The sequence below is a fragment of the Ruegeria sp. CK1 genome, from assembly GCF_056536545.1.
Window position 1 is genome coordinate 156,073 of record NZ_JBQFPX010000006.1, and the last position, 25,177, is coordinate 181,249.

30 protein-coding genes are annotated in these 25,177 nt (G+C 56.4%); 15 read left to right on the forward strand and 15 right to left on the reverse strand.

Going from position 1 to position 25,177, the window contains the following annotated elements; genetic code table 11:
• Positions 1–24: 24 nt before the first annotated feature.
• From lysA to argH, 4 genes are all read right to left on the reverse strand, one after another.
• Positions 25–1,290 (reverse strand): diaminopimelate decarboxylase, encoded by a 1,266-nt coding sequence (lysA, locus tag ACR0L3_RS14975; RefSeq protein WP_480746565.1) that lies wholly within the window; start codon positions 1,288–1,290, stop codon positions 25–27.
• Between the two features lie 65 nt (positions 1,291–1,355).
• Positions 1,356–1,505, reverse strand: coding sequence for a hypothetical protein (locus ACR0L3_RS14980; protein WP_480746566.1), 150 nt, complete (start codon positions 1,503–1,505; stop codon positions 1,356–1,358).
• Between the two features lie 87 nt (positions 1,506–1,592).
• Positions 1,593–1,775: an argininosuccinate lyase gene (locus ACR0L3_RS14985; RefSeq protein ID WP_480746689.1), complete on the reverse strand. Its 183-nt coding sequence runs from the start codon at positions 1,773–1,775 to the stop codon at positions 1,593–1,595.
• Positions 1,775–3,163, reverse strand: coding sequence for an argininosuccinate lyase (gene argH / locus ACR0L3_RS14990; protein WP_480746567.1), 1,389 nt, complete (start codon positions 3,161–3,163; stop codon positions 1,775–1,777). Before argH ends, ACR0L3_RS14985 begins: the two co-directional genes overlap by 1 nt.
• Positions 3,164–3,184: 21 nt before the next feature.
• Between argH and ACR0L3_RS14995 the strand changes: the two genes are divergently transcribed.
• From ACR0L3_RS14995 to yddG, 11 genes are all read left to right on the forward strand, one after another.
• Positions 3,185–3,751 carry a TlpA disulfide reductase family protein gene (locus ACR0L3_RS14995; protein ID WP_480746568.1) on the forward strand — a complete coding sequence of 189 codons (567 nt, stop codon included), beginning with the start codon at positions 3,185–3,187 and terminating at the stop codon, positions 3,749–3,751.
• A gap of 58 nt (positions 3,752–3,809) precedes the next feature.
• Positions 3,810–4,175 carry a hypothetical protein gene (locus tag ACR0L3_RS15000; RefSeq protein ID WP_480746569.1) on the forward strand — a complete coding sequence of 122 codons (366 nt, stop codon included), beginning with the start codon at positions 3,810–3,812 and terminating at the stop codon, positions 4,173–4,175.
• Between the two features lie 95 nt (positions 4,176–4,270).
• Positions 4,271–4,600 (forward strand): hypothetical protein, encoded by a 330-nt coding sequence (locus ACR0L3_RS15005; RefSeq protein ID WP_480746570.1) that lies wholly within the window; start codon positions 4,271–4,273, stop codon positions 4,598–4,600.
• Positions 4,601–4,659: 59 nt separating this feature from the next.
• Positions 4,660–5,046: a hypothetical protein gene (locus ACR0L3_RS15010; RefSeq protein ID WP_480746571.1), complete on the forward strand. Its 387-nt coding sequence runs from the start codon at positions 4,660–4,662 to the stop codon at positions 5,044–5,046.
• Positions 5,043–6,014 (forward strand): sterol desaturase family protein, encoded by a 972-nt coding sequence (locus ACR0L3_RS15015; RefSeq protein ID WP_480746572.1) that lies wholly within the window; start codon positions 5,043–5,045, stop codon positions 6,012–6,014. Before ACR0L3_RS15010 ends, ACR0L3_RS15015 begins: the two co-directional genes overlap by 4 nt.
• A gap of 92 nt (positions 6,015–6,106) precedes the next feature.
• The gene (locus ACR0L3_RS15020; protein ID WP_480746573.1) at positions 6,107–6,295 is read left to right on the forward strand and encodes a hypothetical protein; all 189 of its coding nucleotides are present in this window, start codon (positions 6,107–6,109) and stop codon (positions 6,293–6,295) included.
• A gap of 92 nt (positions 6,296–6,387) precedes the next feature.
• Complete coding sequence (locus ACR0L3_RS15025; protein WP_480746574.1) at positions 6,388–7,221, forward strand: EAL domain-containing protein; 834 nt, start codon at positions 6,388–6,390, stop codon at positions 7,219–7,221.
• Positions 7,222–7,404: 183 nt separating this feature from the next.
• Complete coding sequence (locus ACR0L3_RS15030; RefSeq protein ID WP_480746575.1) at positions 7,405–8,580, forward strand: acetyl-CoA C-acetyltransferase; 1,176 nt, start codon at positions 7,405–7,407, stop codon at positions 8,578–8,580.
• 187 nt (positions 8,581–8,767) lie between these two features.
• Positions 8,768–9,490: an acetoacetyl-CoA reductase gene (gene phbB / locus ACR0L3_RS15035; protein WP_480746576.1), complete on the forward strand. Its 723-nt coding sequence runs from the start codon at positions 8,768–8,770 to the stop codon at positions 9,488–9,490.
• Positions 9,491–9,787: 297 nt separating this feature from the next.
• Positions 9,788–10,735, forward strand: coding sequence for a transcriptional regulator GcvA (locus ACR0L3_RS15040; protein WP_480746577.1), 948 nt, complete (start codon positions 9,788–9,790; stop codon positions 10,733–10,735).
• Positions 10,732–11,598 carry an aromatic amino acid exporter YddG gene (gene yddG, locus ACR0L3_RS15045; RefSeq protein ID WP_480746578.1) on the forward strand — a complete coding sequence of 289 codons (867 nt, stop codon included), beginning with the start codon at positions 10,732–10,734 and terminating at the stop codon, positions 11,596–11,598. Before ACR0L3_RS15040 ends, yddG begins: the two co-directional genes overlap by 4 nt.
• Here the strand turns inward: yddG and ACR0L3_RS15050 are convergent.
• The 3 genes from ACR0L3_RS15050 to ACR0L3_RS15060 all read right to left on the reverse strand — a co-directional run bounded on the left by ACR0L3_RS15050 (position 11,595) and on the right by ACR0L3_RS15060 (position 12,866).
• Entirely contained in the window at positions 11,595–11,759 is a 165-nt protein-coding gene (locus ACR0L3_RS15050) for a YdcH family protein (protein ID WP_170385717.1), read from the reverse strand. The genes yddG and ACR0L3_RS15050 overlap by 4 nt on opposite strands.
• Positions 11,760–11,880: 121 nt before the next feature.
• Positions 11,881–12,654, reverse strand: a complete 774-nt coding sequence (locus ACR0L3_RS15055) for a tRNA1(Val) (adenine(37)-N6)-methyltransferase (protein ID WP_480746579.1) — start codon at positions 12,652–12,654, stop codon at positions 11,881–11,883.
• Positions 12,651–12,866: a putative signal transducing protein gene (locus tag ACR0L3_RS15060; RefSeq protein ID WP_480746580.1), complete on the reverse strand. Its 216-nt coding sequence runs from the start codon at positions 12,864–12,866 to the stop codon at positions 12,651–12,653. Before ACR0L3_RS15060 ends, ACR0L3_RS15055 begins: the two co-directional genes overlap by 4 nt.
• Positions 12,867–12,922: 56 nt before the next feature.
• Here ACR0L3_RS15060 and ACR0L3_RS15065 point away from each other — a divergent pair, with 56 nt between their 5' ends.
• Positions 12,923–13,921, forward strand: a complete 999-nt coding sequence (locus ACR0L3_RS15065; protein ID WP_480746581.1) for a polyprenyl synthetase family protein — start codon at positions 12,923–12,925, stop codon at positions 13,919–13,921.
• Here ACR0L3_RS15065 and ACR0L3_RS15070 read toward each other — a convergent pair.
• From ACR0L3_RS15070 to soxR, 4 genes are all read right to left on the reverse strand, one after another.
• Positions 13,914–14,735 carry a 4-(cytidine 5'-diphospho)-2-C-methyl-D-erythritol kinase gene (locus ACR0L3_RS15070; protein ID WP_480746582.1) on the reverse strand — a complete coding sequence of 274 codons (822 nt, stop codon included), beginning with the start codon at positions 14,733–14,735 and terminating at the stop codon, positions 13,914–13,916. The two genes, ACR0L3_RS15065 and ACR0L3_RS15070, sit on opposite strands and share 8 nt — an antisense overlap.
• Complete coding sequence (locus ACR0L3_RS15075) at positions 14,725–16,440, reverse strand: tetratricopeptide repeat protein (protein ID WP_480746583.1); 1,716 nt, start codon at positions 16,438–16,440, stop codon at positions 14,725–14,727. Before ACR0L3_RS15075 ends, ACR0L3_RS15070 begins: the two co-directional genes overlap by 11 nt.
• Before the next feature lie 101 nt (positions 16,441–16,541).
• Positions 16,542–18,188, reverse strand: a complete 1,647-nt coding sequence (locus ACR0L3_RS15080; protein ID WP_480746584.1) for an electron transfer flavoprotein-ubiquinone oxidoreductase — start codon at positions 18,186–18,188, stop codon at positions 16,542–16,544.
• Between the two features lie 136 nt (positions 18,189–18,324).
• The gene (gene soxR, locus ACR0L3_RS15085; protein WP_480746690.1) at positions 18,325–18,780 is read right to left on the reverse strand and encodes a redox-sensitive transcriptional activator SoxR; all 456 of its coding nucleotides are present in this window, start codon (positions 18,778–18,780) and stop codon (positions 18,325–18,327) included.
• An 88-nt stretch (positions 18,781–18,868) separates the two neighbouring features.
• Here soxR and ACR0L3_RS15090 point away from each other — a divergent pair, with 88 nt between their 5' ends.
• From ACR0L3_RS15090 to ACR0L3_RS15100, 3 genes are all read left to right on the forward strand, one after another.
• Positions 18,869–19,249, forward strand: coding sequence for a VOC family protein (locus ACR0L3_RS15090; RefSeq protein ID WP_480746585.1), 381 nt, complete (start codon positions 18,869–18,871; stop codon positions 19,247–19,249).
• Positions 19,250–19,389: 140 nt separating this feature from the next.
• The gene (gene greA, locus ACR0L3_RS15095) at positions 19,390–19,860 is read left to right on the forward strand and encodes a transcription elongation factor GreA (RefSeq protein WP_480746586.1); all 471 of its coding nucleotides are present in this window, start codon (positions 19,390–19,392) and stop codon (positions 19,858–19,860) included.
• A 13-nt stretch (positions 19,861–19,873) separates the two neighbouring features.
• Positions 19,874–20,866 carry a hypothetical protein gene (locus tag ACR0L3_RS15100; RefSeq protein WP_480746587.1) on the forward strand — a complete coding sequence of 331 codons (993 nt, stop codon included), beginning with the start codon at positions 19,874–19,876 and terminating at the stop codon, positions 20,864–20,866.
• Here the strand turns inward: ACR0L3_RS15100 and ACR0L3_RS15105 are convergent.
• Genes ACR0L3_RS15105 through ACR0L3_RS15120 form a run of 4 tightly spaced genes read right to left on the reverse strand, consistent with a single transcriptional unit; the run spans position 20,863 to position 25,080 of the window.
• The gene (locus ACR0L3_RS15105; protein ID WP_480746588.1) at positions 20,863–22,938 is read right to left on the reverse strand and encodes a molybdopterin-binding protein; all 2,076 of its coding nucleotides are present in this window, start codon (positions 22,936–22,938) and stop codon (positions 20,863–20,865) included. The two genes, ACR0L3_RS15100 and ACR0L3_RS15105, sit on opposite strands and share 4 nt — an antisense overlap.
• On the reverse strand, positions 22,935–23,426 hold the full coding sequence (gene mobB, locus ACR0L3_RS15110; RefSeq protein ID WP_480746589.1) for a molybdopterin-guanine dinucleotide biosynthesis protein B: 492 nt from the start codon (positions 23,424–23,426) through the stop codon (positions 22,935–22,937). The genes ACR0L3_RS15105 and mobB overlap by 4 nt, the downstream gene beginning before the upstream one ends.
• Positions 23,423–24,067, reverse strand: a complete 645-nt coding sequence (gene mobA / locus ACR0L3_RS15115; RefSeq protein ID WP_480746590.1) for a molybdenum cofactor guanylyltransferase MobA — start codon at positions 24,065–24,067, stop codon at positions 23,423–23,425. Before mobA ends, mobB begins: the two co-directional genes overlap by 4 nt.
• A 59-nt stretch (positions 24,068–24,126) precedes the next feature.
• Positions 24,127–25,080: an AEC family transporter gene (locus ACR0L3_RS15120; RefSeq protein WP_480746591.1), complete on the reverse strand. Its 954-nt coding sequence runs from the start codon at positions 25,078–25,080 to the stop codon at positions 24,127–24,129.
• Between the last annotated feature and the right edge of the window lie 97 nt (positions 25,081–25,177).

The window sequence follows — 25,177 nt, forward strand, 5'->3', positions numbered from 1 at the left end:
GAACAGGCCCACACGGTCATCGTATCAGAGCCATTCTGGTATGGTATCGCGGTTTATGATTTCGTCAAAGCTTGGACGTTCACGAATTACAGCGAATTGATCCCCATGCACCAGAACCTCGGGTATCAGGGGGCGCGTGTTGTACTCACTGGACATTACCGCACCATAGGCCCCTGCGCTGCGGAAGGCGACAAGATCACCCGGCGCAAGCGGCGGCATGTTGCGTTGTTTGGCAAAGGTATCACCGGATTCGCAGACAGGGCCGACAATGTCATAAGGTTGCTGCTCAATCCCAGGCGCGGGCTCACGCACCGCGACAATATCGTGATACGCCTCGTACATCGCCGGACGGATCAGGTCGTTCATTGCACCGTCAAGGATCAGGAAATCGCGACCTTCGCCCGATTTCACATAAATCACCTTGCTGACCATCAGGCCGGCGTTGCCGGCGATCAAGCGACCGGGTTCGATTTCGATCTCACAATCCAGATGCCCAAGCGTTTTCTTGATCAACGCGCCGTACTCAACCGGAAGTGGCGGCGCGTCATTGGCACGGGTGTAGGGAATGCCCAACCCGCCACCCAGATCTAGGCGGCGAATATTGTGACCCTCTGCGCGCAGTTGTTCGGTCAGTTCGGCGACCTTAGTATACGCCAACTCGAACGGTTCCAGCTCGGTCAATTGCGAGCCGATATGGACGTCGATCCCGATCACCTCGAGTCCCGGTAGGGACGCGGCATGAGCGTACACCTCGGATGCGCGGGCAATGGGAATGCCAAATTTGTTCTCGGATTTTCCGGTGGCGATCTTGGCGTGGGTTTTGGCGTCAACATCCGGGTTTACTCGAACGGTGATTGGCGCGACCACACCCAATTCCATCGCGACGGCGTTGATCACTTCCATCTCGGGCTCGGATTCCACATTAAACTGGCGGAGTCCGCCGGTCAGCGCAGTACGGATCTCATCCGCTGTTTTTCCGACACCCGAGAAAACGATCTTTTCACCAGGTACACCTGCAGCTTTGGCGCGCAGATACTCTCCGCCCGATACAACATCCATGCCAGCGCCAGCTTGTGCCAGCGTCTTCAAGATTGCCTGATTGCTAGCCGCCTTCATCGCATAGCAGACAAGGTGATCGGTTCCTTCCAGCGCGTCATCAAACAGCCGGAAATGCCGCAGCAAGGTCGCGGTCGAGTAGACGTAGAAAGGCGTCCCGACCGCAGCAGCGATTTCGGAGATCGGGACATCCTCGGCGTAAAGCGCGCCGTCGCGGTAAAGAAAGTGATCCATGATTGCGCGCTTAGACCAAAACCGCCGGGTGGATCAATGGATTCCGCGCATTTGGCGGCGTTCCGTCACTTGGTCGTCGACACGCCAACCCGCCCGTAGCCCGAAATCGAGATGCCCGATCCACCCGAATTGGTTTCTGGTTCAGGACGGGGTTTGTACGAAGGATCGCAGGCCGCAAGCACGGCAAGGGTCAAGAACAGGCCAAAGATTCTCATTGTTTCTTTTTACTTAAAGGGGTGGTGGCGCGTGGCCATTCATTGATTGCACATAGGTGCGATGAGAACGAAATACTATGCCGCGCGTCAGCGACCCAAATAAATTCCCAAACCGCCACGTCGTAAACCAACGCCGCCGCCGATATGAGTTCCGCTACTGCCGACGCCTATATTGGCGCTCATCGTGGGTTGCACAGGTTCCCCATCTGCGCCGCAACCGGCCAGGGCAATCCCGACGGAAATCAGTAACACCATGCGAAGTATCCGCATCACACCAACGCCTCCCAGCGCTTGATCTGAGCACGCACCTGATCAGGTGCAGTGCCACCATAGGACTGGCGCGAGTTTACAGAATTTTCGACGGTGAGGACAGAATAGACATCATTCGTGATATCGGCATGAACCGATTGCATGTCTTCCAACGTCAAGTCAGGCAGGTCACAGCCCTTGTTTTCGGCCATGGCCACCAATGATCCAGTTACATGGTGCGCATCGCGGAATGGAAGCCCCAGCACCCGCACCAGCCAGTCGGCCAAATCTGTTGCAGTCGAGAAACCCGACCCTGCGGCAGCGGCCAGGCTTTCGCGGTTGGCGGTCATGTCCTTGACCATGCCTTCCATCGCGGCCAGCGCCAGCATCAAGTTGTCTGCGGCGTCAAAAACTTGCTCTTTGTCTTCTTGCATGTCTTTGGAATAGGTAAGCGGCAAGCCCTTCATCACCATCATCAGCGCAGTGTTGGCGCCATAGATGCGACCGACCTTGGCGCGGATCAGCTCTGCGGCATCAGGGTTTTTCTTCTGAGGCATGATCGACGAACCAGTCGAAAAGCGATCCGAGAGCGTGACAAAGCGGAACTGAGCCGAAGACCAGATCACCAGTTCTTCTGAGAAACGCGACAGATGAATCGCGCAGATTGAGGCGGTCGACAGGAACTCCAAAGCGAAATCTCGGTCGCTGACAGCGTCCAGAGAGTTGGCGGCAGGGCGGTCAAAGCCCAGCGCTTCGGCCGTCATCTGACGATCGATTGGGAATGATGTACCCGCCAGCGCGGCAGCACCCAGGGGGGATTCATTCATCCGGGCACGAGCGTCACGCACTCTCGACAGGTCACGCCCGAACATCTCAACGTAAGCCATCATATGATGGCCCCATGTCACCGGCTGTGCTGTTTGCAGATGGGTGAAACCGGGCATGACCCAATCAGCCCCAGCCTTTGCCTGCGCCAAAAGCGCGCGGATCAGGGCCAAAAGTCCAGTTTCTGCCGCGTCCAATTGGTCGCGCACCCACAGTTTGAAATCAGTCGCCACCTGATCATTGCGCGACCGACCGGTGTGCAAACGGCCTGCGGGCTCACCAATTACCTCTTTCAGGCGCGCTTCGACGTTCATGTGGATGTCTTCCAGCGCGGTCGAGAACTGAAATTCCCCGTTTTGAATTTCTGACAAAACAGTGAGCAGCCCTTCCCGAATGGCCTGCGCGTCACTATCACTTATCACGCCTGTGGCAGCCAACATGGCGGCATGGGCGCGCGAGCCTGCAATGTCTTGGGCTGCCATCCGCTGATCGAACCCGATCGAGGCATTGATTGCCTCCATGATCGCGTCTGGACCGGCGGCAAAGCGGCCGCCCCACATCTGGTTCGAGGATTGATCGGTCATGTAAGAAAACCCGGAGTTGATATGCGCCTATTTCGTCTGATCCCCCTTTATATGGCCCTAGCGCTGGGTGCAAACGCGGCTTTGGCTACGGATGCGGAAACTCTGGGTCCGCTGCGCGAAGGCACCCTGAAGCGGCTGATCCTGCATAAGGAACCGAAATCCGTCGAAGCGGTGGAATTCCAGCTTGAGGATGACGGCGGCACCGCGACGCTTGAGGACTACAAAGGCAAATACGTGCTGCTGAACTTCTGGGCCACGTGGTGCGCGCCGTGCAGAAAGGAAATGCCACAGATCGCCGAGTTGCAGGAAGAATTCGGCGGCGACAAGTTCGAGGTTCTGACACTGGCCACGGGACGGAACTCTCCTGCCGGGATCAAAAAGTTCTTTGCAGAGAACGACATCGAAAATTTGCCCCGTCACCAGGATCCCAAATCCGCCGTTGCACGCCAGATGGGTGTTGTTGCTCTGCCTATTACTGTGATCCTGGACCCCGACGGGAACGAGATCGCCCGCCTGATTGGTGACGCTGAGTGGAATTCGGACAGCGCCAAGGCAATTATCGCTGCTCTGGTGAGTGCCGACAGCTGAATCGGCGCCAAGACCCGAATCGTGCTATCCTTTTGACCTCATTGGTTAGGGGGTAGTCATGAAAGCGATATTTCAGGTTACAGTTTTGGCTGGCATTTTGATGGCCGCGGGAGCGGCGCAGGCTGACTTCAAACGTGTCAAAACAGCAGATCAGTTCAATCAGGAACTCGTTGGCAAGAAGCTTGTTGACGAGCAAGGCAATGTGTTTGTCGCGAATGCGGACGGTACGATTTCAGCCAAGCTGACCAGCGGCAAGAAGTTCAGCGGAACATGGGTTTGGAACAAAAGGTTTTTTTGCCGGAACGGAGTTTTGGACGGAAAGGCGCTTGGGACCGATTGTCAGGTCTTCGAAGTCGATGGAAATACGGCCAAAATGACTCGCGAAAAGGGTAAGGGCAGCTCGACGACCTACACGCTGCAATAGCAGTAGCGGCGCGATCCTCATTTCCGTGTTAGGCTATAGTTGCCGCCGTTTTGGACGGAGGCGCATCAAATGTGACAATCGAAATGGAGGCGACAATGAAACCTGTGGTTCTGCTAATTGGTCGCTTGCCGAATGTTATTGGCGACGTGGCGCAGCGTTTGGATCACATGCCCATCCAATGGCTGGGCGCCCACGATCAGGATGAGGTTAGGCGGCAGCTTGATGCTGAACCTCGCATTGTCTGTGCCATCATGGGTGCAGGCCTGGACGACAGGGTGCGCGGTGAGATGGTAGGGATTATCGCGGCACGCAGGCCCGACATCTGTATTCACCTGAAAGACCGAGCTTCGGGCCCAGACGGCATGATGCCGTTTGTAGAACGTGTCGTACAACACGAGATTCTGGATACGCTCGAAGCAGGCTGACGCCACGCTACCTTTGACAGCTTCGAACCCCCTCTGCACTGTTTGGGAGGGAGGATAGCATGGCGCTTGAAGTACTGCTGGTTCTGGTCGTCGTAGGTATCGTCGGTATAACGGTGATGCTGCATTTGTCCGGGCGGTCGCGCGTCCGCGAACTGACGCCCGAAACAGCCCGATCCGAATGGCTGCGCCATGCGCCCGATGACACCATCATTGACGTCACGATTGCGCATGACAGACGCTCGGCATTGATCCGAACTGAAACTGGAAATGGCCTGCTGTGGTCATTTGGGGCGGACACTGTGGCCCGTCATCTATTGGATTTCGATTGGATCGATCATCCCGAGGGGTTCGAAATTCAGTTCCACGACTTTGGCACCCCTTCCGTGCTTGTTCGCCTTGATGATTTTGAGCGCCCCCATTGGCAACATTTGATGGATCCCGCATGACCGACCACGTAAGCTTTCCTGACGCCGTGCAATGGGCTGTCCCCTTTTTCATTGCCGCAATACTGGCCGAGTTCATTTGGATCGCCTTCAAGGGCAAGGGTGGACGGTATGAGACACGGGATGCCGTGACCTCACTGATCATGGGTGCGGGCAACATAGCTTCTGGTCTTTTGCTGGGCTTCATCGCCTATGGGTTTTTCATGTGGCTGTGGCAGATCACCCCGCTGAACCTTGGCACCTCGATCCCGGTGATCATCCTGTGCTTTGTTTTAGATGATCTCCGTTACTACTGGGTTCATCGGTTCGGGCATCGCATCCGCTGGGTCTGGGCCAGCCATGTGAACCACCACAGTTCGCAGCATTACAACCTGACGACCGCGCTGCGTCAGACTTGGACCTACACGTTCACATTCATGATGGTAGTGCGTGCGCCCTTGATCCTGCTGGGGTTTCATCCAGCGATGGTTCTGTTTGTTGGCGGATTGAACCTGATTTACCAGTTCTGGATCCACACCGAGGCCATAGGCAAGATGCCCCGCTGGTTCGAGGCTGTGATGAACACGCCCAGCCATCACCGCGCCCATCACGGCCGCAATGCGCGCTATCTGGATTGTAACTATGCGGGCGTTTTCATTATCTGGGACAAGATGTTCGGCACTTTCGTACCTGAACAAGAAGACGACCGCGTCGACTATGGGCTGGTCCACAACATCGGCACATTCAACCCGCTGCGCGTGGCCTTTCACGAATGGGTCGGCATCTGGCGCGATGCAACTCAACCCGGGCTGACAGCACGCGAGCGTCTGGCTTATTGCTTCGCACCTCCGGGATACAGCCATGACGGAAGCCGCCAGAACTCGGAACAGATAAAAGCCCGTCATCTCGCGCGGCATCCCGAAGACCGCGGAACGCCCGGATTCGAGCAAGTCGAAGGCACAACGCTCAATAAACAGGCAAAACAGGCTTAATTCCGCCGATCCAACACCCCGTTTCCTTGAAAGCCGGCTTTCACATTCCATATCCAGCGGATGTGATCCGTAACGAGCGACCGGAGGCTGACATGACCCGTTTGACGACAGTATCAACCGCACTTGGTTTGCTGGGTCTGGTTCTGGCCATGATGACTGCTCTGGCCGGGGGATCCGCCTCAATAGTCGCGCTGGGTTTCGTAATGCTAGCGCTTGGCTTTATGGGTGCCGTGATAGGCGGTGCAGCTACTTTAGGTCGAATCTGGGAAACTTCGCGCTAAACGCAATCGTTTTCTATCCTCTTAACCACAGATTCATAAGTTTGCTCTGAACTAGGCCCGCGATTGGCGACGTAACGGGACGTGTTTAGGACATGCAGGACAAAAAACAGGAAGACGTTGCCGAACGCGACGACAGCCCGCTAAATGCGGCCGTCGCATCCCGAGATAATTCCACGGTCCAGATGGCCAGCGAAGCTGTAAAGCACAAGCAATGTAAGCTGGCCTTTCAGCCGGTCATGCAAGCCCACAGCCCGTTTGGTGTGGCGTTCTACGAAGGTTTTATTCGGGTTCTGGACGAAACTGGGCGGGTCATCCCCGCGCGGGATTTCATGCCTCAGTTGGAAAACACCCCCATTGGACGCGACTTGGATTGCGTTGCCCTAGAAATGGGTTTGAGAACGTTAAGCAGGAATCCCGACATCCGGCTATCAATCAACATGTCAGCCCGCTCTATTGGGTACGCACGTTACTCTCGAGTGCTCGAGCGGTTTCTAAAAAAGGACGCCAATCTGGGCGAACGCCTGATTCTTGAAATCTCGGAAAGTTCGGCCATGACAGTGCCTGAACTGGTGATCGACTTCATGGACAGGCTGCAACCGCGCGGTATTGCTTTTGCGCTGGATGATTTTGGCGCCAGTAATTTCAGTTTCCGCCATTTTCGCGAATTTCTGTTTGACGCCGCCAAGATCGATGGGCAGTTCGTGCGTGGCATCAGTAACAACGCTGACAATCAGGCGCTGGTGCGGGCGCTGGTGGCCGTCGCACGGGAATTCGAGATTTTGGTCACCGCCGAATCGGTTGAGACTCAAGAGGACGCCGATTTTCTTGTGGCCAACGGAGTCGACTGCCTACAGGGCTTTTTATTTGGCGCCCCCACCGTTTTGGCGCCTTGGAAAAGCAAAAACACCAGACAAACTGGCAGCTAAGCGTAGAAAACTTGCGCCTTCGACCCCTGAGACAAGCTGACCGTTGCTGCAACTGCAGCGTTAGGCTATGCCATGTGCAGTTGGAGCGGGGGATCAGTAGGCGCTCTCGTTCACAGGGGTCTTGCCTCTGCGATCTGCGCCTTTAGGGTTCCCGCAGGACCTTGATGGTAAAGGATTGTCTAAATGACCAACGTAGTAATCGCATCCGCAGCACGCACCGGTGTCGGCAGTTTTGGCGGCTCGTTTGCAAACACACCCGCACATGACCTGGGTGCCGCCGTTCTAGAGGCCGTCGTCGAACGCGCCGGCGTTGAAAAGGGCGAGGTTAGCGAAACCATCATGGGTCAGGTTTTGACGGCCGCTCAGGGTCAAAACCCGGCACGTCAGGCGCATATCAATGCTGGCCTGCCCAAAGAAAGCGCAGCCTGGGGCATCAACCAAGTGTGCGGCTCGGGCCTGCGCGCGGTTGCTTTGGGTGCCCAGCACATCCAACTGGGCGATGCCGATATCGTTGCCGCTGGTGGTCAAGAAAACATGACCCTTGCGCCCCATGCAGCGTCGCTGCGTGCCGGTCACAAGATGGGCGACATGAAATACATCGACACGATGATCCGCGACGGCCTTTGGGATGCGTTCAACGGTTATCACATGGGCCAGACCGCCGAGAACGTTGCCGAGCAATGGCAGATCAGCCGCGAGATGCAGGATGAGTTCGCTGTCGCTTCGCAAAATAAAGCCGAAGCCGCGCAGAAGGCTGGTAAGTTCGCTGAAGAGATCATCCCCTTCACCATCAAAACCCGCAAGGGCGACATCGTGATGGATAGCGACGAATACATCCGCCATGGCGCAACCATGGAAGCGATGGCAAAACTGCGCCCGGCCTTTACCAAGGATGGCTCAGTCACCGCTGCCAACGCATCCGGTCTGAACGATGGTGCTGCCGCTACTCTGTTGATGTCGGCTGAAAACGCGGAAAAACGCGGGATTGAGCCTCTGGCCCGCATCGCGTCCTTTGCGACCGTTGGTCTGGACCCGTCGATCATGGGTGTCGGCCCGATCTATGCCTCACGCAAGGCGCTTGAGAAAGCTGGCTGGTCGGCTGGCGATCTGGAACTGGTTGAAGCCAACGAAGCCTTCGCTGCGCAGGCGTGCGCCGTGAACAAGGACATGGGCTGGGATCCGTCAATTGTGAACGTGAATGGTGGCGCGATAGCCATCGGTCACCCGATCGGCGCCTCTGGCTGCCGCGTTCTGAATACGCTGCTTTTCGAAATGAAGCGCCGCGATGCGAAGAAAGGTCTCGCGACCCTCTGCATCGGTGGCGGCATGGGCGTCGCCCTGTGCGTGGAGCGCGACTAAGTGCGTTGACATCTAAATAGAAAAGGGCGTCCACTGGGCGCCCTTTTTTGTTACAATGGCGCATTACACCTTAGATGCGACAATATCGCCGAACAGAAAGACAAAAACGGAAACGAAACGATATTGCGCAACAATCTCTCTCAGAGTAACAGAATTACCAAGTCAGACTAAATTGGAGGATTCCTCAATGGCACGTACAGCACTCGTCACCGGCGGTTCCCGCGGCATCGGCGCAGCAATTTCCAAGGCGCTCAAGGCCGAAGGATACAATGTTGCAGCCACTTACGCCGGCAATGACGAAGCCGCCGCAAAATTCACCGAGGAAACCGGTATCGCGACCTACAAATGGAACGTCGCCGACTATGACGAATCCAAAGCTGGTATCGAAAAAGTCGAAGCCGAAGTTGGCCCGATCGACGTCGTGGTCGCCAATGCGGGTATTACCCGCGATGCGCCGTTCCACAAGATGACACCCGATCAATGGAAAGATGTGATCGACACCAACCTAACCGGTGTGTTCAACACCGTTCACCCCATTTGGCCAGGGATGCGCGAGCGGAAGTTTGGCCGTGTGATCGTCATCAGCTCGATCAATGGCCAGAAAGGCCAGTTTGCCCAGGTGAACTATGCCGCGACCAAAGCAGGCGATCTGGGAATCATCAAATCTCTGGCGCACGAAGGTGCCCGCGCAGGCATCACTGCCAACGCAATTTGCCCCGGCTACATCGCGACCGAAATGGTCATGGCAGTTCCGGAGAAGGTACGCGAATCCATCATCGGCCAGATTCCAGCCGGTCGTTTGGGTGAACCCGAGGAAATCGCGCGCTGCGTAACCTTCCTGGCTTCGGACGATTCACAGTTCATCAACGGCTCGACAATCTCAGCTAACGGAGCACAGTTCTTCGTCTGATCGAAAGACTAGAACGGATCGGGCCGGTCCAATTGGACCGGCCCTTTTCATTCCGTAAGAACGCGCGCGCTGCGTTCAGCGGAAACCAAATAGCCACTTGATGGCGAGACTGATCGCACGGGACCGTTCGAGATGCGCGCGCTGAAAGGCGCGGGCCGTTGCGGGATTGGTGCTAACCTCAATCATGGCAAGTATCCTTTCAATTCAGTTTTGTTTGACTTGTTTCAAGTATGACGATTACGGTTTAAGCTGACAAACGAGCTTTCTCCGGGTTTCAGTTAAGATTTTCTTGATCGTATGAGCGCCAGCCTTCCTCCTTTGACCGCTTTACGCGCCTTTGATGCGGCAGCTCGGCACATGTCGTTCGCCCAAGCAGCTGAGGAGCTTCACGTCACACCGGCGGCCCTTTCCTTTCAGATCAAATCTCTTGAGGAACACTTGGGGCGGCCTTTGTTTCACCGCCGAAACCGGGCTGTCGAGCTAACCGAGGCTGGGCGTGCCCTTGCCCCTGGCGCTGCGGACGGGTTCGCCGCCTTGCAGGCCGCGTGGCAGGCCGTCCGGCGACAAGGCAACGATACCAGCCTGACTGTGACGGCGGGGCCTGCGTTGACCGCCAAGTGGTTGGCACCGCGTCTGTATGAATTTGCGCGGGCGCACCCTGAGATTGACCTGAAATTCTCGGCCACTTTGCGGAACATGGATTTGGAGCGCGACGATGTCGACGTAGCCATCCGCTTTGGCTACGGCCCGGATGAGGGTTTGTACTCACTACCGGTACGAAAGGAATGGCTGACCCCGGTGATGACCCCCGAACTAGCCGAGCAGTTCGCAACCCCGGAAAGCTTGCGGGATGCGCCTCTGATTCATGACGATTCAATAGCGTTCCTGCGCCCGCGCTGTGACTGGCCAACCTGGTTTCGTGCGGTGGGCGTCGATTTCACTCCCGAACACGGAGCGCGGTTTTCCAATGCCGACCATGCGATTGATGCCGCTGTTGCTGGTGTCGGAGTGGTGTTGGGCCGCCGTGCAATGATCCTGAAAGACTTAAGCGAGGGTCGGCTTGTCGCACCATTCAAAACCGCCATAGAAACGAAAGGGCGGTTCCGGTTCTTATGTCTGCCGGGGGCTGAAAACCGACCTCAAATTGCAGCGTTTCGCGACTGGTTTGTGTCCGAGATTGAAAAGACCGCGCATATCTCAGACGAATTCAATATCATCCCGGTGGAAGAGGTCCCCACCCCATGACAAAAGCACGTGCGACGGGGATCGGGTTTATTGCCGTTCTGCTGTGGTCTCTATTGGCGCTGTTTACAGTCGGCTCGGCTCCGACACCTCCTTTGTTGTTGAACGCAATCTGCTTCTCAATTGGGGGTACTTTGGGCCTGATCTGGACATGGTCCACTGGCGGGCTGCGCCAACTACGCGCGGTGCATTGGACAACGTACCTGTTCGGAACACTTGGCTTATTCGGATATCACGCCCTGTATTTCTCGGCCCTACGAATGGCCCCGGCGGCTGAGGCCGGATTGATCGCTTATCTCTGGCCGCTTCTGATTGTGTTGTTTTCCGGACTTCTGCCCGGTGAAAACCTGCGCATTGGGCATTTTTTCGGGGCCTGCCTGGGCTTTGCGGGCGCCACCGTGATCATCTCGGGCGGTGGTCAAACTGGGTTTCAGGCCGAACATCTGCCGGGCTATGGGATGGCGCTGTTATGCGCGCTAACGTGGTCGGGCTATTCAGTGCTATCCCGCCGCTTGGGGGATACGCCGACAAGCTCGGTTTCCGTTTTCTGCATTACCACGGCCGTCGCGTCAGCAGCATTGCACCTGGCGCTTGAAGACACCGTTTTGCCCAATACCGCCTTTGGCTGGACCTCAATCCTAGCACTCGGGTTGGGGCCTGTAGGGCTGGCGTTTTATGTCTGGGATATCGGGGTAAAGCAGGGCGACATTCAGGTCTTGGGCACGGCGTCCTATGCGGCACCCTTGTTGTCTACGCTGGCTTTGGTTTTGGCCGGGATCGCCGCCCCGTCTTGGGGTTTGGCGATCGCGGCCGTGTTAATCACAGGCGGTGCGTTAATTGCGGCACGCGCCAGTATCAGACGCTAGTTAGACAGGCGTTCGATCTCTTCTTTTAGCCGAAGCTTCTGCTTTTTGAGTTGAGCTATATGGAGATCGTCGATGCCTGGCGAGCGTTGGGCTTGTTCAACTTCAAGACCGAGATTTTCGTGCTTTTTCTTCAGTTCGGTCAGATGTGCGCTCACGCTCATGGCGATACTCCTTTGTTGGTGTCTGAGTTTCACGTAGGAATTTGACCACATCGTTTCCAGCCTGTCACGCTGCAGACGCACAGAATCTGCAATAAATCCGACAAATTCGGCTGGTTAATGCCTATTGGCTGAAAAAATCGGTGATCGCTGCACCTTTGCGCAGCACGGCCGAGACCTGAGTCGTGTAGCTGTCACCATCTTTTTCGTGACGATCCCCGGCGTGCAAAATAAGCGGCGCATGCAGTCGAAATGCTGCTTTTCCACCCTTTTTGGCCCGTAAAATCACCAATTCTGCACTTCGACCGGCTCGAGCCGCCAGCGGCAGCACTTCAACCGAACCCAGACGCCCTACGCAAGCTGCAAGCATCTCGGGCAGGCGATCAGCCCTTTGGATCATATGAAGGTAGCCACGAGGCGCGAGGCGCTTGGCAGCCGTATCGAACCAGACATCAAGTGGCGTCACCTCACCTAACGCAACACTGCGCCCTTTGTCTGCCGCAGAGCTGTGCGCGCCGGCACGATAGTAGGGCGGATTGGCAATCACGTGGTCGAATTGGCGCTGTTTCAGATCTGCTGGCAAGGCGCCGATATCGGCCTCGACCACGTCCAGTTCTAAGTTGTTCTCAGCCGCGTTTCGACGCGCCAATGCGGCATATGGTGCCTGCAATTCAACCCCAACCGCTTGCAGTCCCGGCACTCGCGTCATCAGGCATAGGATTGCTGCACCGGCCCCGCAACCCAGCTCGAGCACGGTGTGACCACGTGTTGCCGGAATTGATGCTGCCAGCAGCACCGGGTCTACCCCAGCACGATAGCCCGAACAGGGCTGCCACAGACGCACCCGACCACCCAAAAAATCGTTACAGGTTAGGTCATTATCGGAAAACAGGCTCATCGGTCCAGTGGGATGTCATTGTCGCGCATAACCCGTTCGGCACGGATCAGGTCGTCTGCCCGAACCATCAGTCGACGAGGGAAAATTCCGATACCGCCTTCGAGGATGCTCATATTTACGTCCATTTGAAAGCAGTCTATATCCTCACCCTCAAGAAGTGCTGAAGCAAAGGCTAGGATCGTCGGATCGGTGCTGCGCAAAAGTTCTTTCATGGGGATGGATGTAAGGGCAAGGTACGCTGAAAGTCGAGCCTTGTATCAGGAGTTTGATGAATATCGACACGGTTACTAAACCGCATGAGCGACTAGCCGAGCTTCTTGCCGGCGAGATGGATGCGGTAAATGAGCTAATCCGCACGCGCATGGCCTCGGAACACGCGCCACGCATTCCTGAAGTTACAGCACATCTGGTCGAGGCAGGCGGTAAACGCCTGCGCCCTATGTTAACATTGGCGGCAGCGCGTTTGTTCGATTATTCCGGAGACCACCACCTGCGCTTGGCGGCAACGGTAGAGTTCATCCATACCGCGACACTACTGCATGACGACGTGGTGGACGAAAGCGCCCAACGGCGCGGACGACCAACCGCGAACCTTCTTTGGGACAACAAATCCAGCGTACTCGTTGGTGATTACCTGTTTTCCCGCAGTTTCCAATTGATGGTTGAGACTGGATCGCTGCGTGTTCTGGACATTCTGGCAAATGCCTCGGCCACCATTGCCGAAGGTGAAGTGCTGCAGATGACTGCCGCCACCGATCTTGGCACGGACGAGGCAATATACCTGCAGGTCGTGCGCGGTAAGACTGCGGCCCTGTTTTCGGCTGCAACTGAGGTCGGTGGTGTCATTGCAGGTGCATCAGAGGCACAAGTCAACGCGCTGTATGATTACGGCGACGCATTGGGGATCGCCTTCCAGATCGCTGATGATTTGTTGGATTATCAAGGTGATAGCAAGGCAACCGGCAAGAATGTCGGTGACGACTTCCGTGAGCGCAAGCTGACCCTTCCTGTGATCAAAGCGGTCGCGCAAGCCACTGCCGAAGAACATGCATTTTGGGAGCGTACAATTGGCAGGGGCCGTCAGGAAGACGGTGATCTGGACCACGCGCTTAGCCTGATGAACAAATACGGCACCCTCGAAGCCACACGATTGGACGCGTTGAATTGGGCATCCAAGGCCAAAGCGGCGCTGGACACTCTCCCAGATCACGAAATCCGCACGCTGCTGCGTGATCTGGCCGACTACGTGGTTTCGCGCCTCAATTAAGCTGCGTAGCGCGGCACCACCAATTGGGGTGGGCCGCGCCGATCTCATAAGCTGCGAAATGCGCGTCTTTCATGCTTGGGTAAATCGCAAAACAGGTTGAACCTGAGCCTGACATCCTAGCCAGCAGGACGTTTTTGGTATCTGCCAATTCCTCAAGAACTTGGGCCACGCCGGATGCCAATCCCATTGTCGGCAGCTCTAGATCGTTGCGTTGCTCCCTCAGCCAGACAGCGCACTCCTCGGGGGTTGCAAATACAGGAATATCCTCGGGCATTGGGGTGTTTTCTCGACTGTCCAAGGCTGAAAACACCGACCCTGTAGGGATTTCGACACCCGGATTGACCAGTAAAGCAGGTAATGAGGGTAAGGCGACCGGGGTCAGCTGTTCGCCAATACCGCGCATTCTAGTAGACCGCGCCAGCATGCATACGGGCACATCGGCACCAAGTGACAGCGCGGTGTTTTGCTGGATTGTCGCGCCCTGAGCCGCAGCCATCCTTAAGGTTGCAGCGGCGTCTGATGAACCTCCACCAATTCCACCGCCGTGGGGCAACACTTTGTTCAGACTGATCTGCCCGATCCAACCCGCTGCTTCAGCCGCTTTCCACACCAAGTTACGGCTGTCGGTGGGCACACCCGTTGCATGCTCACCAGTGACAGAGACTGAAAGCGCAAGTCCGGGTGTAAATTTCAGCGTGTCACCGACATCTGCAAACGCCACCAACGAATCCAAAAGGTGATAGCCGTCCGCCCGTCGGCCGGTCACGTGTAGGGTCAGATTTATCTTGGCGGGCGCGAAGGCCTCAATTGCCATTGGCAACCTTTAGCGGTTCCGCGCCTTCCTCAGCCAGCACGGCGTCCAGGCCGATTTCCAGCTTGCGACGAATGCGCTCGGGATCAGCCTCACCGTCCGTGTCTTCGGGGTCGATGAAGGACAAGGCGCGTTTCCATTGGAACTCTGCCTCGCGCGCGCGCCCGACAGCCCAGTAAACGTCGCCAAGATGATCATTCACAACCGGATCGACCGCCATCAACTCGACAGCGCGTTCCATGTGCTCAACCGCTTCGTCATACCGACCCAGACGGAACAAGACCCAGCCCAGACTGTCCACGATATAGCCACTTTCAGGTCGCGCGGCGACCGCGCGTTCAATCATCTCAAGCGCCTCGTCCAGCTTCTCGCGCCGTTCAACAAGCGAATACCCCAGATAGTTCAGCACCTGCGGTTGATCCGGGTTCAGCTCTAGCGCACGGCGAAAATCAGCCTCGGCCTGATCCCATTGTTTAAGCCGCTCATGCGAAATCCCCCTCGCATAGTGCAGGAACCAATTGCCGTCAGAGTTGCCCTCAGTCAGCTCTATGGCGCGATCGTAAGAAGCAACCGCGCTCTTGTATTCCTCTTCCTGGCGTTGAAGGTCTGCCAACGCGACATGAACACTAGGGAGATTCGGGTTTTGTGTTGCCAGAGTCTGCAATACCTCAGCTGCCGCACCCTTCTTACCTGAACGACTTAGCACTTCGGCCCGCCCCAACTCGGCTGCGTGGTAGTCGCTGCTGCTGGCGGGAACCATGCGATAGGCATCCACTGCCAGATCATATTGTCCCAGCGCGTCCAGAAGATCAGCGCTCAGCAAGATCGCATCCACATGGTCCGGGCGCAGGAACACAGCTGTGCGGACATACAGCAGAACATAGTTCTGAGACGCTTCGTTGCTTAGCGCCGCACCCACCGAAAAGAACACCTCGGCCATGCCATCCTGGGCAGATTGCACGTGAGTAAATGGTAAAGTCTCACCAGCCGTCAGGCGTGCGACATAGCCTTCAATAGAAGGATCGCTACCCGCGGCGAATACGTCTTCGACGAATTGCAGCGCTTCTTCATTGCGATCCAACTGCGATAGAACTTCGGTCCGCGCCAAAGCTGCACGGCGGGAAAAACGGCCAACAGCGCCATTATGCGCTGTGAAAACTTCTTCGGCTCCTTCGAAATCGCCGACCGAGGCCAGTGCCAGTGCTTTGTGATACAACGCAAAATCGCGCAAACCATCCTGCGTCGCAACTTCGTCAAACGCCTCCATCGCGCTGGTCATCGCACCTTGGCCAATATAGGCCCAACCTTGCATCAACCCATCAACCAAAGGGCCCACGCCCTCATTTTCAGGGTCGCGGTTCAGCAGTTCCTCTAAGTCACCTTCGGAGGCCAGATTGGCGTAGATCACCATTCGCGCCGCTTGGCTGGGTAAACCGGCGTCGTCAATCGCTTGCGCGATCGGCAAGGCACGCTCCACCTCTCCCAGAGACAGGCGGGCAACGACAACGCTTTCCAACAACGTTGCATTTTCGGGATCAGCCTTCAGGGCCTTGGCGTAATATTTCTCAGCTGCCGTATAGTCGTTCTCATAAATCGCCTGACGGCCAGCCAAATACGATCCCGAGCCGGTATCCGCGTAGACCGGAACCAGAATTGACGAAGTGAACAGCGCAGCCAGTGCTGCACGACGAACCAGAGAAGCCACCAAAATCCTGCCCTGTTAATTTGCTCTGCGAAACAAGCTAGGGCTTTGGTTGGCAAGAGGCAATGGCAGAGCCTTCACGACCCTGCCAGTGCCCGGTTTTTTGCTTACATGTTGGGATAGTTCGGGCCATCCCCGCCCTGAGGCGTGGTCCAGGTGATATTTTCGCTTGGATCCTTGATATCGCAGGTCTTGCAGTGGACGCAGTTCTGGAAGTTGATCACAAAGCGCGGATTGCCTTCATCCGCGACCATCTCATACACCCCTGCCGGGCAATAGCGCTGCGCTGGTTCGTCAAACTTGGGCAGGTTCACTTTGACCGGGATTTCAGGATCGGCCAGCTTCAAATGGCAGGGCTGGCTTTCCTCATGGTTGGTCATCGCGAACGAAACGTTTGTCAGACGATCAAAAGACAGCGTGCCATCCGGTTTGGGATAGTCGATGGGCTCATGCTTGCTGGCCTCTTCGGTCGATTGCGCGTCATTCTTACCGTGACCAACTGTGCCAAAGAGCGAAAAGCCCAGCGTATTGGTCCACATATCCAAACCACCAAGCATCAGAGACGCGGTGAGGCCGTATTTCGACCAGATCGGTTTGACGTTGCGCACTTTTTTCAGGTCGCTGCCGATGGCACCGTCGCGAACTTCGACCTCATATGCGGACAGTTGGTCGCCCGAGCGCTCGGCCTTGATGGCATCATAGGCGGCCTCGGCCGCGGCTTTACCCGACAGCATTGCGTTGTGGTTGCCTTTGATACGCGGCACGTTGACCATGCCAGCCGAACACCCCAACAGCGCCACGCCCGGCGCGACCAGCTTTGGCATCGACTGATAACCACCTTCGGTGATTGCGCGCGCACCGTAAGCCACGCGCTTACCACCTTTGAGCAGCTCGGCCACCATCGGATGGTGTTTAAAGCGCTGGAATTCCATGTAGGGATAGAGGTATGGGTTCTTGTAGTTCAGGTGAACCACAAAGCCGACATAGACCTGATTGTTTTCAAGGTGATAGATGAAAGATCCGCCACCTGCGTTGCTGCCCAGTGGCCAGCCCATGGTGTGCGTGACCGAGCCTTCTTTGTGTTTGGCCGGATCGATCTCCCAGATCTCCTTCATGCCGACGCCGTATTTCTGCGGCTCCTTTCCGGCGGAAAGGTCGTATTTGGCGATGACTTCCTTGGACAGCGAGCCGCGCACGCCTTCCGACAGGAAGACATATTTGCCGTGCAGCTCCATACCCGGTTCAGTGTTCGGACCGTAGGATCCATCGGGTTCAAGACCAAAGACACCGGCAACGACGCCTTTGACTTCGCCGTTCTCACCGTAAACCAGCTCGGAACAGGCCATGCCCGGGAAGATTTCAACGCCCAATTCCTCGGCCTGCTCAGCCATCCAACGGCAGACATTGCCCATGGAAACGATGTAGTTGCCGTGGTTGTTCATCAGCGGCGGCATAGGCCAGTTGGGGATGCGAACCTTGCCCGCCTCGCCCAGCATATAGAAGTTGTCTTCGTGCACTGGCGTATTCAGCGGAGCGCCTTTTTCTTTCCAGTCCGGAATCAGAGCATCCAAACCACACGGGTCCAGGACCGCACCCGACAGGATATGCGCGCCCACCTCAGAGCCTTTTTCCAAAACAACGACGTTCAGGTCTGCATCAAGCTGTTTCAGACGGATGGCTGCCGACAAGCCCGCGGGGCCTGCACCCACGATCACCACGTCGTATTCCATCGCTTCGCGTTCAATTTCGGCCATCGCGGGCTCCCTAGCTAACTTTCCGAATTGGCGCTTTCTTCGTGCGTTCGGCGCAATTTTGTTTCACGGCTGATTACCTGTTTGGGCAGACCTTGGTCAATCGAAACACGGCGTAACATAGTCACATTGCGGCAGTTCAGGTGTCTGGTGCGTCTCCCATCAGATATCTGGGGCCAGTGCCATGCAATTTGGCCCTGTCATCTGGGTTGTAAAGCGCGCATTTCGCAAGACTTAAGCACCCGCATCCGATGCAACCGTCAAGATTGTCGCGCAATCGCGTCAATGTGGCGATTCGCTGATCTAGACGGGCGCGCAAGCCGACGCTGATATTCTTCCAATCCTGAGGGGTTGGCGTTCGATTCCCCGGCAAGCCGGATAACACCTCACGAATCTCGGGCAGGGATAGACCAAATTGCTGCGCGATCATCACAAAACTCAGCCGCCGGATATCGGCGCGCTGGTATCGCCGCTGCCCACCTGCGTTGCGCCATGGCGCGATCAGGCCCTGCGCTTCGTAATACCGAATTGCGGAAACCGCCAATCCGGTGCGCCGGGCCAATGCGCCGATTGCCAACCCCTCTGAAACCACAATGATTTTCCTTCAATTTATACCTTGACCTAAAGTTAGGTTTAGAAATTACTGTGAGTCGGGACAAGCCTCAAATCACAAAGGAGATCCCATGATGGCAACGCTTGAACACACCAATTTCACTGTCCGCGACCCGAAGGCTTCCGCCGCTTGGATGCAAAAGGTGTTTGGTTGGAAAACTCGCTGGGAAGGTCCCGCGATTGCGGGCGGATACACTGTGCATGTGGGCAGCGCGCATACCTACTTGGCGCTATATGCCCCCAGCGATCCGAAACCATCTGTTGAAAGCAGTTATGACATTGTCGGCGGCCTTAACCATGTGGGCGTTCTGGTCGAAGACATCGACGCTATCGAACAAAAGGTGATCAATGCAGGATTCACCCCAAAGTCTCATGCGGATTACGAACCCGGCAAGCGGTTCTATTTTAACGATGACAACGGAATCGAATTCGAAGTGATTAGTTACAACTAAGCCGTAATCCGCGCGTTGCGCGGCCAAGCCCTCTTGCATTTCACGCTTCATTTGGGTCAGGTATTTGACGACCCAACAAATCGCCCCGACGCTGTCCTTCTGCGGCGGGGCGCATCACTTTATGCGTGGACGACAAGAACATGGAAAAAATTCCGATGACGCCTTCGGGCAATGCCGCGCTCGAGGCGGAACTTAAGAACCTGAAGTCCGTCGAGCGCCCAGCGATCATCGAGGCCATTGCCTCAGCCCGCGAATTAGGTGACCTGAAGGAAAATGCCGAGTATCATTCAGCCCGTGAAAAACAGGGATTTATCGAAGGCCGCATCAAGGAGCTGGAAGGAATCCTTTCGCTGGCTGATGTGATTGATCCTGCCAAGTTGTCAGGTGCCATCAAGTTCGGTGCAAAGGTCACGTTGGTCGATGAAGACACCGACGAAGAAAAGACCTGGCAAATCGTGGGCGAATACGAAGCCAATATCGAAAACGGACTGCTGAACATCAAATCCCCCATCGCCCGGGCCCTGATCGGCAAGGACGAAGGTGACAGCGTCGAGGTACGCACACCCGGTGGTGTGCGGTCCTATGAAATTCTGAGTATTGAGTACGCCTGATCGGAGCATTCCAATGTCCGAGCACACACCTGAGCACGAAATCGAACGGCCGACCCCATTGGGCGTTTATGACAAGCCAACGCGGCCATCTGTGACATCGATCGAGATTGCAGCCTTCGTGCTGAGCGTGGTTTGGCTGGTTTTTGCAGTTTTGTTTCTGGTTATTCCAGACAATGTTCAGGGTGGCGGGTTTGTGATCACGCTGTTGGCGGTTTTCATGCCGGTGGCGATGATCTGGGTCGCCTCAATGGCCATGCGCGCCAGCCGTATCATGCGCGAAGAAAGCGAACGCCTTCAAACGGCCGTTGACGCACTCCGGCAGGCTTATGTGGGGCAACAGCAACGTGCAGCGATTTCTCAGGAACCGGCTGTCAGCAAAAAACTGGACGAAATCGCGGAATCCGCGAAAAAGACCGAAAGCGCGCTGGCGACGTTTTCTACCAAGCGTGCAGACCCTGCGCCAGCGGCATCACCGAACGGAACAGGCGACCAAACCTTGCTGGAACTTGGCACCCAGGCCGAGGACATTGCTCCACCGTTGAGCACTAATATATTCATCCGCGCGTTGAATTTCCCCGAAACACCAGACGATACCGAGGGCTTCAACGCCCTGCGTTTGGCGCTGAAGGACCGTAAGACCGCCCAACTGGTACAGGCGTCGCAGGATGTTCTGACTCTGCTCAGCCAGGAAGGCATCTATATGGACGACTTGCGCCCTGACATGGCCCGTCCTGAGATTTGGCGCCAATTTGCGCAAGGGGCTCGTGGCCGATCTGTGGCGGCTTTGGGCGGTATCCGCGATCGTTCTTCGCTGGCGCTGACGGCAGCACGGATGAAGCAGGATCCCATCTTCCGTGATGCCGCACATCATTTTTTGCGCCGCTTTGACCACATGATTGTCGCCTTCGAACCCGAGGCCAGCGACGCCGATTTGACCGATCTGGGCGAAACCCGCACCGCGCGGGCCTTTATGCTGCTTGGACGCGTGGCTGGGACCTTCGACTAAAGTCCGAAACTTCCGTATGGGAAAAACCGGACCATGTCGCCCGGTTTGATGTGGCGTGCGCCGTCTTCAATCTCAACAAGCCCTTCGGCCCAGCTCAGCCCGCTGATCCGGCCCGATCCTTCCGAAGCAAACACCTCGGCCTGACCATCCCGGACGCGGGCGCGCAGATACTCACGGCGCCCTGGTTTTTTGCGTTTTTCGAACGCGGCGGGCAGGTCGAACCCCTGCGGATCCTGCCAACCTTCGCCCGCCATCAAGCCCAATGCTGGGCGCGCAAAGATCAACGTGCAAACCATTGCCGCGACCGGGTTGCCCGGCAGTCCAAAAACTGGCCTTCCATCCCACAGACCCAGCGCCAGCGGTCGACCCGGCTTCAGTGCAATACGCCACTCCTGCATCGCACCGGCCTCTTTCAACAGGGCCGAGACATGATCTTCATCCCCCGCCGACGCCCCACCGCTGGTGATAATCACATCCGCCTGCTTTGCCGCCGCGTTCAGGTGGTTATGCAGGGCCTCACGATCATCAGGCGCGCGCCCCATATCCACTGACTGAAACCCCATCCGATCGATCAACGATAACAGCATCGGGCGATTGGCATCGAATATTTGGCCCGGCCCGGCAGTGTCACCGGGTTCGACAAGTTCATCACCGGTCGACAACACCGCCACGCGCAACGTTTTACGCACCTGCACCACAGAATTGCCTGTTGCGGACAACAGGGCCAAGTCGGCAGGCGTAAGTCTGCGCCCTGCGGGCAGCACCGGATCGCCTTCGGCCACATCTTCACCGGCGCGCCGGGTGTTGGCGCCAAGTTTCAAAGGACCGTGAAAAGCGATATGGCCATCCTGAACGGTGACGTCTTCTTCTAGGATGACAGTGTCCACCCCATCGGGCAGGGCCGCGCCAGTCAGGACGCGCAGTGCCTGGCCATTCGGTACTGCTCCATCAAATGGAATACCCGCTGCGGCGCGCCCAGGATGTAGCGGTATCACATTGGGGCCTTCCGGCGCGGCACCTGCAAACCCATAGCCATCGACAGCTGTATTTGGCTGCGGCGGGTTTGAGCGTTGCGCAATGACGTCCTCGGCCAAAATGCGACCTGCAGCCTGAGCCAACAGTGCGTCTTCTACCGGGGTGACCACTGTCAACCTCTCACGCAGCAGCGCCAAAGCGTCGTCCACCGGTGTCCAGTTCACTCCGGCTGGCAAAGCAAAGCAATCGTTGCGCAACGGAGGCGGCGCGATGTTCGGTTTGCTCTGAGAAACTCCCAAAATCCAGCCTTCTTCTGCTGCGGTGACGTCCAGTTGCTTTGCGAGATCTTCGGCCGACATACCGGCCACTGACAACGCTATCTGCTCAACCTGCCAGGCGTCCTTGATTCGACCATCCGGTCCAGACCCAAGAGTAAGCGAGGGCCAGATTTCCACGAAGGCCACCGGCTTGTCCAGCGCTTCGAATGGCCAGACCGAAACCTTTCCCGCAAATTCGCGAAGTAAGCGGTTCAACACTGGCAGGCCGGTCATAACCTGACCACCCACTGCACCGGCACCTCCCATTTGCCAGCACGTAAAACTGCCTTTGGCTTCAGGCGTTAATTCCACGACGCGGCGTTCCGGGAAAGGGTTTTGATAGTTGGACTTGTTCTTGGGCAAACCATCGATACTGCGCTGCAAACCATTGAACCAGAACGGCCCTCTGCCACCAAATCGGCGATTGATCTCACCGGCCAAATCAAAGCGGCTATTGGTTTTGGGCGTGTCCTCGATTCGAGATTCGAACCACTCCCACACTTGCAGCGGATCATCCGATCCGGTGAGCGCTCGGGCAAAACCCTTCGGGTAACCGAACGGAAAATCAAACCCAACAAACAACCGCCGCCCTGCCGCAAGTTCAGCTGCGATCAAATCAAGCAGCCATTGCTCGGCGATTTCTCTGTTTCTGAGGTAGGTTGGTTCCTCTGCCTGTCCCTTGCGCACCACGCATGCCCAGATCGCATCTTTGCGTGGACGAGGACCGGTGTCATTGCCACCGGACCAATCAACCATGGCAAAACTATCGAAATCGGTCACAAACCGACCTCTTGCAGAATGAAGTCTGCGATCGCAGCCGTATCATCCAGATCGAAAACCGGCACCTGTATGTCCAAGGGCATATCGCTGGCCACGGCGCGAATTGTAGCGTTGTCCGGGGCCATCAGCGGGTTCCCGGCCTCAGCGCGATATGCCTCGACCTTGGGATGGGCTTCACGCTTGAACCCTTCAATCAGCACCAGATCGACTGGGGACAAGCGTTCCAGCAAGTCAGCCAATGCGGGTTCCGGCGCCCCGCGCAGCTCCTGCATGATCGCGACACGCTGCCCCGAGGCCAATAACACCTCGGACGCCCCGGCTGTCCGGTGCCGGTAGCTGTCGGTACCCGGTTGGTCGACATCAACACCATGATGAGCATGTTTCAGCGTCGAGACAGTGAATCCCCTACCGGTGACCTCGACCAACAACCGTTCCATCAACCCTGTTTTACCCGCGTTTTTCCAGCCGGTGACTCCGTAAACCCTCATGCCTGCTCCAGCAGTTTTTCTGCCTGCGCCAAATCTTCGGGTGTGTTGACGTTGAAGAAGGGATCGAAAGGCTCAGCAGAAAACAGCGCCTCGCGCCCATCGTGCTTGTCGGTCCAAAGCACAACCTTGCGCAAGCCATCGTTCAACGCGTCTCGCAGATCATTTCGCAAGGCTACAGGCCACAGCCCAAAGGTCGGGTGCCGATTGACCCGCTTCCCTCCGCCGGACTTCAGCGCCTCATCCCCAGAGCGCGGCGTAGTGGCCAGCACCAACGGATGCGCCTGTCCTTCTGCAGCTTGCGTGAGACGCGCCACCAGATCACGCGGGAAGAAAGGAGTGTCCGCGGCGGCTGTGACAATGCTGTCGGCGCCTTGCTCTTCCGCCCAGTCCAGCCCAGCGAGAACGCCCGCCAGAGGACCTGCGAACCCTTCGACCGTATCAGGAAGGACAGGCAGGTTCAGATCCGCAAACCGTGCGGGATCACCGTTGGCGTTCAAGGCAAGGCCGCCCACTTGCGGACCAAGCCGGTCGATCACGTAACCCAACAGGCTTTGCCCGCCAATCTGCAACAGGCCTTTGTCACCGCCACCCATTCTGGTAGCCAGCCCACCTGCGAGGATCACGCCAAGGGGATTGCTCATGTCCGCACCCAGTACCTTTTGTCCCAGCGATCAGTCATCCGCAGCTTTGTAGATCGAACTTAGTTCAATTGAAACGCAGTTGGGTACAAATGGTGCAGGACAAACAGCCACAGGATCAACGTGCCCACAGATAAGAAAGATGTTGCCGATACAATATGAGCCGCAAGCTGCGGTTCCTGGTCATAATGCTTTGCCAGCAGAAAGATGTTTTTAGCAGTCGGCACTGCCGAAGAAATAGTTGCGGCGATAGTCCACAACGGATCGAGCCCGATGAGATGCGCAGCCAGTAAAACAAGCCCGGGTGCCACGATTAATTTCACCAATGTTAGAAACAGGATCAACGGCCCCGTTTGAACAATCGTCCGCACGCTGGTTGTAAACCCGATCGCAAATAGTGCGACGGCGGCCAATGCCTGGCTTAGCAATTCCAGATAGTCTGAAACAGAGTCTGAGAACCCAATTCCCGTAAAGGAATAGGCAATTCCCAAAAGTGTCGCCGCGATAATTGGGTTCTTAAGGACATTTAGCAGTATCTTATAAAGCGGGGTTTTAGCAGTTGCCTTATGCCCGGCCGAGCTTTCGAGAACAGTGGTCATAACCAAAAGCAAAATTGCGACTACCAAGTTAGCCAGTACAGCTGGCAAAGCACCTTTAGAACCGAAGATTGCGTGAAGAACAGGCAGGGCAATCAACGCGGTATTCGATGCGACACCTGCGAATGCCGCAACTGTTGCCGACCCGACCTGAAGATTAAGAATGGTTTTCAGGCCTACAAACAACACAACGAACAAAACCAACAGCGTACCGCCGTAAGAGATGTAAAAACCATAGTTCAGAAGGTTCTCAAATTCCTCTTGCCCGATCAGGTAGAACATGATCGCCGGGATCAGGACATACACTGCAAATTGCACCAGTGCGTCCGAAGTGTCTTTGCTCAGAAGATTCGTCCACGAAAACACATAACCCGTCAGGATCACCGCAAAGACCGGAGCAATTAGGTTGATCAGTTCCATAGCTCTCCTAATTCGGCGTCACATACACCTCTTGCCGCTACGGTCGAGCTTAGGACACATCTGATTGAATTCGAAGAATTTTTTGCGGAAAATCTTT

Bases quoted from the DNA above. Each gene is read 5' to 3' on its own strand.
- lysA (WP_480746565.1), bottom strand. From the start codon at position 1,290: ATGGATCACTTTCTTTACCGCGACGGCGCGCTTTACGCCGAGGATGTC.
- ACR0L3_RS14980 (WP_480746566.1), bottom strand. From the start codon at position 1,505: ATGAGAATCTTTGGCCTGTTCTTGACCCTTGCCGTGCTTGCGGCCTGC.
- ACR0L3_RS14985 (WP_480746689.1), bottom strand. From the start codon at position 1,775: ATGCGGATACTTCGCATGGTGTTACTGATTTCCGTCGGGATTGCCCTG.
- argH (WP_480746567.1), bottom strand. From the start codon at position 3,163: ATGACCGATCAATCCTCGAACCAGATGTGGGGCGGCCGCTTTGCCGCC.
- ACR0L3_RS14995 (WP_480746568.1), top strand. From the start codon at position 3,185: ATGCGCCTATTTCGTCTGATCCCCCTTTATATGGCCCTAGCGCTGGGT.
- ACR0L3_RS15000 (WP_480746569.1), top strand. From the start codon at position 3,810: ATGAAAGCGATATTTCAGGTTACAGTTTTGGCTGGCATTTTGATGGCC.
- ACR0L3_RS15005 (WP_480746570.1), top strand. From the start codon at position 4,271: ATGAAACCTGTGGTTCTGCTAATTGGTCGCTTGCCGAATGTTATTGGC.
- ACR0L3_RS15010 (WP_480746571.1), top strand. From the start codon at position 4,660: ATGGCGCTTGAAGTACTGCTGGTTCTGGTCGTCGTAGGTATCGTCGGT.
- ACR0L3_RS15015 (WP_480746572.1), top strand. From the start codon at position 5,043: ATGACCGACCACGTAAGCTTTCCTGACGCCGTGCAATGGGCTGTCCCC.
- ACR0L3_RS15020 (WP_480746573.1), top strand. From the start codon at position 6,107: ATGACCCGTTTGACGACAGTATCAACCGCACTTGGTTTGCTGGGTCTG.
- ACR0L3_RS15025 (WP_480746574.1), top strand. From the start codon at position 6,388: ATGCAGGACAAAAAACAGGAAGACGTTGCCGAACGCGACGACAGCCCG.
- ACR0L3_RS15030 (WP_480746575.1), top strand. From the start codon at position 7,405: ATGACCAACGTAGTAATCGCATCCGCAGCACGCACCGGTGTCGGCAGT.
- phbB (WP_480746576.1), top strand. From the start codon at position 8,768: ATGGCACGTACAGCACTCGTCACCGGCGGTTCCCGCGGCATCGGCGCA.
- ACR0L3_RS15040 (WP_480746577.1), top strand. From the start codon at position 9,788: ATGAGCGCCAGCCTTCCTCCTTTGACCGCTTTACGCGCCTTTGATGCG.
- yddG (WP_480746578.1), top strand. From the start codon at position 10,732: ATGACAAAAGCACGTGCGACGGGGATCGGGTTTATTGCCGTTCTGCTG.
- ACR0L3_RS15050 (WP_170385717.1), bottom strand. From the start codon at position 11,759: ATGAGCGTGAGCGCACATCTGACCGAACTGAAGAAAAAGCACGAAAAT.
- ACR0L3_RS15055 (WP_480746579.1), bottom strand. From the start codon at position 12,654: ATGAGCCTGTTTTCCGATAATGACCTAACCTGTAACGATTTTTTGGGT.
- ACR0L3_RS15060 (WP_480746580.1), bottom strand. From the start codon at position 12,866: ATGAAAGAACTTTTGCGCAGCACCGATCCGACGATCCTAGCCTTTGCT.
- ACR0L3_RS15065 (WP_480746581.1), top strand. From the start codon at position 12,923: ATGAATATCGACACGGTTACTAAACCGCATGAGCGACTAGCCGAGCTT.
- ACR0L3_RS15070 (WP_480746582.1), bottom strand. From the start codon at position 14,735: ATGGCAATTGAGGCCTTCGCGCCCGCCAAGATAAATCTGACCCTACAC.
- ACR0L3_RS15080 (WP_480746584.1), bottom strand. From the start codon at position 18,188: ATGGCCGAAATTGAACGCGAAGCGATGGAATACGACGTGGTGATCGTG.
- ACR0L3_RS15090 (WP_480746585.1), top strand. From the start codon at position 18,869: ATGATGGCAACGCTTGAACACACCAATTTCACTGTCCGCGACCCGAAG.
- greA (WP_480746586.1), top strand. From the start codon at position 19,390: ATGGAAAAAATTCCGATGACGCCTTCGGGCAATGCCGCGCTCGAGGCG.
- ACR0L3_RS15100 (WP_480746587.1), top strand. From the start codon at position 19,874: ATGTCCGAGCACACACCTGAGCACGAAATCGAACGGCCGACCCCATTG.
- mobB (WP_480746589.1), bottom strand. From the start codon at position 23,426: ATGAGGGTTTACGGAGTCACCGGCTGGAAAAACGCGGGTAAAACAGGG.
- mobA (WP_480746590.1), bottom strand. From the start codon at position 24,067: ATGAGCAATCCCCTTGGCGTGATCCTCGCAGGTGGGCTGGCTACCAGA.
- ACR0L3_RS15120 (WP_480746591.1), bottom strand. From the start codon at position 25,080: ATGGAACTGATCAACCTAATTGCTCCGGTCTTTGCGGTGATCCTGACG.